At 46.7% G+C, this 10441-nt stretch carries 5 protein-coding genes, 1 pseudogene and 1 other annotated feature; of the genes and pseudogenes, 1 reads left to right on the top strand and 5 read right to left on the bottom strand.

The annotated features are described in order from the left end of the window. Both UQ64_RS31925 and UQ64_RS01620 read right to left on the bottom strand, forming a co-directional pair. A pseudogene (locus UQ64_RS31925) lies at positions 1 to 1136 on the bottom strand (collagen-like triple helix repeat-containing protein); the annotation flags it as partial. Between the two features lie 15 nt (positions 1137 to 1151). Continuing rightward, positions 1152 to 1511: a hypothetical protein gene (locus tag UQ64_RS01620; RefSeq protein WP_060621803.1), complete on the bottom strand. Its 360-nt coding sequence runs from the start codon at positions 1509 to 1511 to the stop codon at positions 1152 to 1154. 281 nt (positions 1512 to 1792) lie between these two features. After that, positions 1793 to 2008: a binding site (T-box leader), on the top strand. A gap of 40 nt (positions 2009 to 2048) precedes the next feature. On the opposite strand from UQ64_RS01620, the gene UQ64_RS01615 reads away from it, so the two are divergent. Further along, positions 2049 to 3914 (top strand): arginine--tRNA ligase, encoded by a 1866-nt coding sequence (locus UQ64_RS01615; RefSeq protein ID WP_060621802.1) that lies wholly within the window; start codon positions 2049 to 2051, stop codon positions 3912 to 3914. 61 nt (positions 3915 to 3975) lie between these two features. Here the strand turns inward: UQ64_RS01615 and UQ64_RS01610 are convergent, their stop codons facing one another. From UQ64_RS01610 to UQ64_RS01600, 3 genes are read right to left on the bottom strand one after another with little or no spacing between them, the layout of a single operon-like run. Next, a complete protein-coding gene (locus UQ64_RS01610) occupies positions 3976 to 7320 on the bottom strand; it encodes a GH36-type glycosyl hydrolase domain-containing protein (RefSeq protein ID WP_060621801.1) in 3345 nt (1114 codons plus the stop codon). A gap of 47 nt (positions 7321 to 7367) precedes the next feature. Continuing rightward, a complete protein-coding gene (bglX, locus tag UQ64_RS01605) occupies positions 7368 to 9536 on the bottom strand; it encodes a beta-glucosidase BglX (protein ID WP_060621800.1) in 2169 nt (722 codons plus the stop codon). A 44-nt stretch (positions 9537 to 9580) separates the two neighbouring features. Continuing rightward, positions 9581 to 10330 carry an alpha/beta hydrolase gene (locus UQ64_RS01600; RefSeq protein ID WP_060621799.1) on the bottom strand — a complete coding sequence of 250 codons (750 nt, stop codon included), beginning with the start codon at positions 10328 to 10330 and terminating at the stop codon, positions 9581 to 9583. Positions 10331 to 10441: the final 111 nt, after the last annotated feature.

Raw genomic sequence — 10441 nt, 5'->3', positions numbered from 1 at the left:
CCAGTCGCTCCATCGGCCCCCGTTGCTCCAGTCGCTCCATCAGCTCCGGTTGCTCCAGTCGCTCCGTCCGTTCCCGTTGCACCCGTTGCACCCGTTGCTCCAGTCGCTCCATCGGCCCCCGTTGCTCCAGTCACTCCAGTCACTCCATCGGCCCCCGTTGCCCCAGTCGCTCCATCGGCCCCCGTTGCTCCAGTCGCTCCATCGGCCCCCGTTGCTCCAGTCGCTCCGTCCACTCCCGTTGCACCCGTCGCTCCATCAGCTCCGGTTGCTCCAGTCGCTCCAGTCGCTCCAGTCACTCCATCGGCTCCCGTTGCACCCGTTGCTCCAGTCGCTCCATCGGCTCCGGTTGCTCCAGTCGCTCCATCGGCCCCCGTTGCTCCAGTCACTCCGTCCGCTCCTGTTGCACCCGTTGCCCCAGTCACTCCTTCCGCTCCCGTTGCTCCCGTTGCTCCAGTCGCTCCATCGGCACCCGTTGCTCCAGTCACTCCGTCCGCTCCCGTTGCTCCGGTCACTCCAGTCGCTCCCGTTACACCAGTCGCTCCTCCAGGCGCTCCATCGGCTCCGGTTGCTCCAGTCGCTCCAGTCACTCCATCGGCTCCCGTTGCACCCGTCGCTCCAGTCGCTCCGTCGGCCCCTGTTGCTCCCGTTGCTCCGGTCACTCCAGTCGCTCCATCGGTTCCCGTTGCACCTGTCGCTCCAGTCACTCCATCAGCTCCGGTTGCACCTGTCGCTCCAGTTGCTCCATCCGCACCCGTTGCACCTGTTGCCCCAGTTCCCCCTACCGTTGCTCCTAGTAATTCAGAATGGACAAGTCGGTGAGCAGTCACGATTTGACCCACACTATTTTTTCCCCAGACTGAAATTTGAATAGGATCATCTACCATGCTTAAAGTCGTAAATATAAATTCAAACGCATCAAAATCCGCATAATAATCCTTTGTAATATCTTGCTCAGGCATAACGTTAACAAGTTCACTAACATATAAAGTTCTTGTCCCATCCATATGATATCCTTGGACGAGAACCGTAGAAGAAATAACGTCGCTTCGGTTATCGATTTTGATCGTAACATGTTGAGTAGGTCGTATACCTCCCACCATGGGATTATCTATCGGCCCAGTAGATAAATAGCTCAATTTTTCAACACTCCTTTAGATTATTCCTAAATATTTTTCCCGCGCTACTATGCGATGAGGATCTACCAATTCCCCCGAAGCCCGTTTGCCCCAGACCGAGATTCCTACCTCTACTTCAGCATCGTCTAATGTTGCAAACTCAAATTCAAATGCGTCTAAATCAGCAAAATAGTTCCTAGTTAAAACTTGATTAGATGCGAGATTTAGCGTTTCATTCACGTACATCGTTCTTGATCCATTTAATAAATAGCCTTGAATGACAAAAGTATATGGATTAAGAGAATCACGATTAACTGCTTTTACTGTTACGATTTGTGTCTGTCTGACCCCCAGAATTGGACCATTATCTATAGGTCCGGTTGAAAATAAAGCCATCTGTATTCACTCCTTTCTTCCACTAGCAGTTTGAAAGTTTGCAAACTATAACTCTAGTAACATGGTTCATAATTTATAGCTCTATATAGTAATATTCTGTATTTAAATCTAATGTGTGGACATTTATGCAAAGGAATTTTCATTCAAAATGAAACAACCCTCTATTCTTTGAATTTGCAATCTACTAATTGAACAATCTAAAACTCAAGCATCTTCTAGATTTCACTGAGGAGCACCCTATTGCTTTTTTCGAAATATTCGTTATACTGATAAAAATCATTCAAGCATCGATGAGCGGGAGAGTAGTTAACGTGTTCTAGTCCTCAGCGAGCCGGGTAAGTGTAAGCCGGTACAGAGCACCTAATGAAGCGCACCTGTGAGATGGACTTCTGAACCCAAGTAGGAAGCCCCGGCTGAAGACCGTTATCCTGTAAGGTGGCTAAACGCTGTTTAGCAACGAGAGTGGTACCGCGAGCGCTAAAGCCCTCGTCTCTTTTGAGACGAGGGCTTTTTTGTATTTTCAAAGGAGGGTATAAAATGTTAAGTCAAATCATCAAAAACAGCATTGAGCAAAGCGTAAAAAAAGTATTCCACACCTTAGAAATCCCCTACCCAAGCGATATTGATATTCTGATCGAACAGCCAGCTAATCTAGAGCATGGTGATTATTCCTGCAATATTGCTATGCAGCTAGCCAAAACCCTGCGCAAATCCCCTCTCGTCATAGCAGAGTTAGTAAAAGCAGAAATTACATTAGAAGAGAGTTACACAGGTCTTTTACAAAAAGTCGAGGTAGCCGCACCCGGATTTATTAATTTGTACATGGACTGGCAGATGTGGGCTAAACATTCCTTTGATCTGCCAGATAGCATGGGGGAGAAGGTTATCATCGAGCACACTTCAATCAACCCAAACAAAGCTGCTCATGTAGGCCATCTGAGAAATGCTTGCATCGGCGATGCATTGGTCAGAATCATGAAAAGAACCGGACATAACGTAGAGGTCCATAACTACGTGGATGATCTGGGCAACCAGCTGGCAGATACAGTCGTTGGTTTATTAAATGTACCTTTAGAAGGGGATCATCAACGTTTCGGTGATTATTGCTGGGATCTTTATGCCAAAGTGAACAAAGAATATGCACAGAATCCAGAGATGACACACAAGCGCACGGATATGCTGCATGCTCTTGAACAAGGTGACGGCAATCAGGCGTGGCTGGGCAACCTTGTCGCTGAACGTATTGTGAGAGAACATGTAGCAGAAATGAAGCGTTTTGGTATTCACTATGACCTACTGGTATGGGAGAGCAATATTTTAAAAGAAGGATTCTGGGCAGCCGCGTCTGAGAAATTGCAGCAAACGACAGTTTTTGTACAGGAGACTGAAGGTAAGCTTGCGGGATGCTGGGTGCTAAAACAAGGGACAGATGTCAGCAATGGAGCGGATTCAGAGGATCATCAGCTGGATAAGGTGCTTGTGCGTTCGAATGGGATTTTGACGTACACGGCTAAAGACATTGCCTATCATCTCTGGAAATTCGGTTTACTAACCAAAAATTTCACCTACAGTGAATTCTCGACCGGCTTATGGACCACTGGATTAACTGGAACCCAGGAGCCCTATGGACATGCGGACCGTGTCATTAACGTGATCGATTATAGACAGGAATATCCGCAACAAATGGTTAAGCAGGCTTTAGGCGCACTAGGTTATAACGATCAAGCAGAGAAGCTACATCATGTAAGTTATGGCGTTGTTTCTCTTAGTCCGGCCTCGGCTGACGAGCTGGGGATAGATATTTCAGAAGGAAAATCTTCTTATGCCATGTCCGGACGCCAAGGAATTGGCGTTAAGGTGATTGATTTAGTGAAGCTTATGGAACAGAACATAGAACATTCGCGCTCCGAAAAAGAGGGGCTTTCCAGCCACATCATTGCGACTGCTGCCATTCGTTATTATCTGCTGCGGTTTAATCTGGGAACGGAAATCGTGTTTGATTTCAAACAGGCTACCGAAATATCCGGCAATACCGGGGTTTATCTGATGTACACCTATGCGCGTGCTAGCAGTGTTTTGGGCAAATCAACAACCCCATTAATTACAGATGCCTCACAGCTTCAATTCCCACTTGAAATGGAAAAAGCAGAGCTTGCTTTGCTGAGACAGCTTAGCCTCTGGCAGGAGACGTTGTATTCTGCAAGCATAGAATTGACGCCAAATATACTCTGCACTTACGCGCATACCTTAGCTACGTTATTCAATAACTTCTATTCTATATGTCCGATTTTAAAAGGTGACGCGGCTACCATTGCCTTTCGTCTCTGGCTCACTTCGAGATTTAAGGATACTTTAGGGGATGTGCTAGGAGTACTTGGGTTACCGACACCGAGCCGTATGTAAAAGGTATAGAAAAAAGGGCAATCTCCACGCTTATCACGGAGATTGCCCTTCAAACATGATCTTACTTATAAATGTCTATCACATTTCCAGCTTCCACGCAGAGACGATCAAAGTCCACACGCTTGATTCGGATACCGCCACTACGGTAGCGATTAAGCGTACCTTCCGCTTGCACTTCCGTACCGTTAACAGTAACCCGGCTGTTATCAGAGCCCGTAAGGTGATAAATAAAGTCTACCTTAGTGCCTGCATATTCAAAGCTAAAGTGCATTCCGTCCAGCGACTCCGGAAGAATCGGGTCGATGATTAAATCTCCGCCTTCGGTACGGATCCCCAGTGCATTTGAGATTAACTGGTTCATATAGATCCCAGGACCGCTTGAATAAATTCTCCAGCCACCTTTGACAGCTACGTCACCATTACGCAGTTTATCGAAATTCTCCTGCGCCTCATAACGGGTGTTAAATTTACCATCCGAGCTACTGAAATACGAGTTAGCTTGACGTAGTTCAGCGTTTGGCACCACGTCGCGGATCCCAATCGGATTGATCGCCGCTAGGCCATTCCAGACCTGATCGGTTTTCCCTAGCTTAGCCATAGCTTCTACATAACGGATGTGTGCATGTACATATTGTAGTCCAATTTCCCGACCAAAGTTAGAAGCTTGCTCCGCACGTTTGAAGTGGGTGCTTACGCCGCCAACATATTGGGCTGGACGGTTCATTAGACGAACGCCGTCAGGGCAGAACAGTTTATCCTGGATCACTTCATAATGCGCTTGGGCTTGTTCTGGTGTCAGCAGCTCACTGATCATACTGCGCGTCATTGGCAGCAGACGGTATTGGATCCCGGTTTCTGTATCGCTTGGATGTACCATAAGCTTCACCTGCTCTGGGTCCTCCATATACAGGAATCCAGGAATTACTTCAGCTTGGAGCATATGTGTGTTGAAATCCTCACGGATTCCCTCCACCATCGCTTTCAGCTCTTCTGAACCTGCTGGATCAACTTTATGAAGCACTTCTGAGAACTGATTTAATGTCTGATAGGTAAGCGCCACTGTCCAGCTACTAACCATGTATTGCTTCAGCTGTGGATTTGCAGGCTGGAGTGTATCATCCCAGTCTCCATCACCGTAAGAAGACAAATGCGTGTCATGCAGGAAGTGATTCTTAATATAAGCAACTTCCTTTCGTGCATGATCCAGCAACGTCGCTTTTTCCTCTGTAAAATCAAAGCTATGCTTACGAGTATACGGCACAGTCGCTTGCAAAATACTGTAGTCTTGCGTTACCGCCAAATAGTCTCCAAGCACTTTGAGCGGCCATACAATAATATCCCCATGGCTCTCCTCTTGTTGAATCTTCGTATATTTATCAAACATGAACCACTGTGGCCAATTACCGTCATCTTCATATTGATGAGCATACAGGGTCAGCAATATTTCACGAACCTGATCGTATTTTTGCGTAGCCATAAAGTATTCCACTGGTCCCTGACACACGTCACGGGTTCCCCAAGCAGCGCCGCCATATTGTTCCAATCCGTGAGGGACTGAATAATGGACGAGCATATTATGTGTATACCACCAAGCTAGAGCATTTACCTTAAACAACTCACCTTCGGACCCATCACCTAACGTCAAGCGGAAGCCATTCATAACCCCGCTATAGAACTCGCGGTATGCGGAAATCTCCTCTTCAGCTGTGCGGCTGCTCGATTGAATCTCCTTGCCATCCAGAAGACCTTGAATGTTCAATGTCCACTCACTACTCTCCGACAGTTCCAGAATAGCTAAGGGTGCATCAGACTGCTCAGCATTAGAGACAAGTCTACCTTCATTTTGAAGAGTGAAATCCGCTCCTTGTACCTGGAATTTATACTGCAGATCAGGATATTCCCCTGCACTTAGTGCGCTTCTATCAGCCGAGAAGGTTACGGTTCCCTCTTCTTGCTTAAATTGATATGGGAGCTCGTATTCGTTAACGTTCATAGTGATTTGATTAGTGACTAAATAGCGGTAAGCTTTTCCGCTTTCCGTACGCACATTCAGGAATATCTCCGGAGAAGCTGCAGTAGTGTAGTTCGTAATAATGAAACATTCGCCATCTGTTCTGTAAGACCAACGGGCATAGTTGAAACCAACTTCAAATAAAGACGGCATGGTCAGCAACCGATATTCGCCATTCCACTGTACATAGATTCTTTGTCCTGAAGCTTTTGGAATGTTAAGGGCATTTCTAGGATTAGACATTAGCTTGTTGAAATTGGTATTCCCAATGACTACTTGGGAGTTAAAAATCCCGTACATATAGGAAGTCGTAGTGATTACCTTATCGTTAAGTCTGGCATTATCTCCACTCATTAGAATATGACCATGAGGGCGCTCTACCTTAAGTTCCTTCTCTTTCAATACAACATGCTCATAATTTTCCGTGAAGAAAGACAGAAGCTGGTCTCCCTCTTTTTCCTCTTGATAGCGAACCGGGAACAAGGCTTCGACCTCTTCACTCGTCAGAGAATTTGCAGCTAGTGGTGCTCCCAGCTCTTTCGTCAAGAAAGAACGCTCGAGCGGTGCTTCAGCTACTAAAGGCAACTCCTTTACCGTTTCCCAAGCCGCAGCAACATCCTTCGTAAATTCTAACGAGGTAATCGCTTCTGGATGATCTTGCTTGAACAATCCATAAAATACAAACCGGGCTTCCCCGCTCAGCTTCACCCGCTCCGATTGCAGGGCAGTATACGCGAATTCATATTGATAGATTTCATTACTTAATTGCTCACGACTCAGGCTTTCTGGTTGATTGGTCTCTTTATAAGACAATCCAAAGAATTGGAAACCATCTGTTGAGAAGCTTGCTGCCTTAGTGATTGCACCCTGTTGTAGATATGGAAATTTGCCGCCTTGCGGTTGGTTCTGTCTGGAGCATACGACATATCCCTTTGACTGATCCTCGAATACGGCATGGTCAATATACTGTGACAGGTAGGCTTCATTACTGCGAACAGCACCGATATCGGCAATACCCACATCTTGTCCGTACACGAGATCCACATCTGCATCTTGCCCTGTAAGCTTGACGTCCCAGAACCAAGCGCCTTGAGCCGTCGGAGTAAAAATAACCTGATACTCGATATTTTCCGCTGTACCTTCCCAAACCAAGCGGTTCCCAGCCTTGCGTACAGTGCTTGAGGAATGAATGCCCAGCAAAGGAACAGCTTGAATGCTTCCATTACTATGAATACGTAAATATAGATTGGATAATGAGCCATCCACAATATTAGGCAGCAATTGATTGATCATTGTCCGTTCATGGAGAACTTGGAACAAGTCCCCACTGTTTGTAAAAGTGAATGATAAGTCTCCAGCGTTTAAATGGATGTTAGAATTCATATTAGTAGTCATATTCTTGCACTCCTCTATTACGACAGTCTGTGTCGTATATATTCTACTTAAGCTAATGTTAAGCGAAAATCGCGTTCTTTAACCTCTTGGCTATTTGGACCCACAAACAATTTGAATTGTCCCGGATCACTGCTAAAGCTTAAATCGCTATGATAGTAACGAAGCTGAGCTTCCGTAAGTGTAAAGCTCACTTCCTTGCATTCTCCCGGGGAGAGGCTGATCTTGGCAAAGTCTTTCAGTTCCTTCATCGGTCTGACAACTTCTCCTGAAATGTCTCGGATATAGAGCTGTACTACCTCTTCTCCTTGTACATTACCCGTATTAGTCACCGTAACAGTAACCTTAATGGGCTGATCCTTCGTCATTATTTCACCGGAAAGGTTCGGTTCACTATAGCTAAATGTCGTATAACTAAGACCAAAGCCAAATGGCAGAAACGGCTCATTAGGAATGTCCAGATATTGTGAGACATAACGTTTGTCCGCACCCGGTGCATGTAGAGGACGTCCAGTGTTGAAATGATTGTAATAGACAGGAATTTGTCCTACAGATACAGGGAACGACATCGTCAATCTTCCGGACGGATTCTCGTCCCCATATAGAAGGCTTGTAATAGCCGCACCGCCCTCGCTTCCTGGGAACCAGGCTTCCAGAATGGCATCCGCGTTCTCGATCACACCACTAAGATCCAGTGGGCGTCCGTTAAACAACACCACCACAATAGGCTTACCCAGCGTCTTCATACGTTGCAAAAGCTCACGCTGCGCTTCCGGTAAGCAGATATCTGAACGACTTCCAGCTTCTCCGCTCATATCCGAATGTTCGCCAAGTGCCAGCACAATCACATCGGCTTCCAGCGCTACCGCTTTCGCTTCCAGCCATTGCTCTTCTGTAAAGCTCTCAATCCCGGAGCCTTCTGCAACAGTAACCTTACCTGCAGCTGCACGAGCTTCAAGAGCTGGAGCAAGACGGCTAGCTTCTTCTGTTGAACCTAACCAGGACCATGGTCCAAGAATATCTCCGTTATTAGCAAACGGTCCGATTAGCGCAATCCGCTGCTCTGTCGTAAGCGGCAGAACCTGATCATTCTTCAGCAGTACGCAGGATTTAACCGCTAATTCTCTCGCTGCTGTCCGGTGAGCCTCACAGAAAATCACCTCGCGCTCCTTCTCTATATCTGCCCCACGTAACGGATTCTCAAACAAGCCCAGTCTTTGCTTCAATTTCAAAATACGAAGTACGGCTTCATCAATGATGCTTTCATCCACTTGCCCATCCGCTACAAGCGCTGGCAATTGGTGCACATAACACTCTGTCATCATCTCGATATCCACGCTAGCTTTGATAGCTTTAAGAGCTGCTTCAGCCTCATCCTCGGCCACACCATGCGGGATCAGTTCCTTCACCGCGCCCCAATCCGAGATCAACACGCCGTCAAAGCCCCATTCCTCACGTAGCAGTTGACGAAGCAGCTTAACGTTCCCGCTTATCGGAATCCCGTCAATCGTGTTGAACGAAGTCATAACCATTTCTGCACCCTCATCCAGTGCTGCACGATAGGCTGGCAGATAATATTCCCGTAGCTGACGTTCTGATAAATCGACCGTATTATAATCCCGTCCGCCTTCGGATAGACCATAGGCTGCAAAGTGCTTAACGCAAGCCGCCAGGCGACTTACATCATCCGTCAAGTCATTCCCCTGAAACCCGCGTACAAATGCACGGGCAAACCTACCATTCAAATAAGGATCTTCGCCGGTAGACTCCATCACTCTTCCCCAACGCGGGTCCCGAACAAGATCCGCCATAGGTGCAAAAGTAACGTGTACACCTGATACTGCCGCTTCTTTAGCAGCAATCTCGGCGCTTAGCTCCGCTCGTTCCATATCCCAAGAGCAACCAATCGCCAATGGCACCGGAAAAATCGTCTTAAAGCCATGCACGATATCCGCCATCATCAGCAGTGGAATACCCAATCTATTTTTACGTAAGTGTGCTTCCTGGACGGCAATGACTTGCTCTGCGCCCGAAAGTCCAAGTACTGAACCACTATTCTCAATCATGTGATCCGTAATCCCCATGGATGCCATAGGGCCAGTGATTTGCCCTCCTTCTTCCGCTCCTTCATAGAAATTAGCAGCTAGCTGCTGCAATTGTGCTATTTTCTCTTCAAGCGTCATCTGGTTTAACAGGGACGTCAGTTGCTGGTCTTTCATCTCAAATCCTCCATAATATCTCTTTCTGCAATTGCTCATTGCTCTTAGTTGTACAAGAAATCGAAAGTTGTCTTCAGATGTTCCTCCCAGAATCTCCATTCATGTGTTCCTGGAGTCTCAACATATTGAAATGTATAGAGACTCGCTTGCATATGAGAAGCAAATTCCCGGTTCATCTCCACAAATGGATCTTCGGAACCACAGCAGGTCAGAATCGAAGGCAACTTACGTTCATCGTCGACCAATTTAGCTGCTAAAGCATACAGATCTTGATCCGGCTTAATTTGTAAGCGTTTTCCGAAAGTGCCTGCCATCTCCCTCGCCATATCCGTAGACATTTGCGGGTCCTTCAATCTTTTCTGAATATCTGTAACGCCTGACAAGGAAACTACTTTGCTGTACCGCTCGGGATAGGTAAGCGCACATTTTAGTGCCCCATATCCGCCCATCGATAGACCGGCAACAAACGTCTTCTGCGGATCATCATCCAGTCTCATCATTCGGCCACAAAGCTCAGGAAGCTCTTGCGTAACATAGTGGAAGTAATCCAGTCCGTACTCCATATCTGTATAATAGCTTCTGCCAACCTGAGGCATTATGACTGTGCAGCCATACTTGTTAGCATATTGCTCAATGGTAGTCAGCCTGTACCATGTACTAGCATTGTCGCCAGCACCATGTAACAGATAGAGCGTTCCTCCGGTGGTGTTGCCCGAATCGACGGGGGAGATTATACTGATGGACGTTGTCATTCTTAAGGTAGGAGAACCAGTCTCAACGGTTAGAAGTGCCATATGTCATCTCCTTGCGAAACCTTTTTTCAAAATATAAAAAAGTATATGCTTACGCTATAAATTATCCTTCTATTTCTCGCTCAAACGCTTACCGTCCTTATAAGGACGCCG

The organism is Paenibacillus etheri (assembly GCF_001012825.1).
GTDB lineage: Bacteria > Bacillota > Bacilli > Paenibacillales > Paenibacillaceae > Paenibacillus_AQ > Paenibacillus_AQ etheri.
This window is presented reverse-complemented; position numbering and strand designations above follow the sequence as displayed.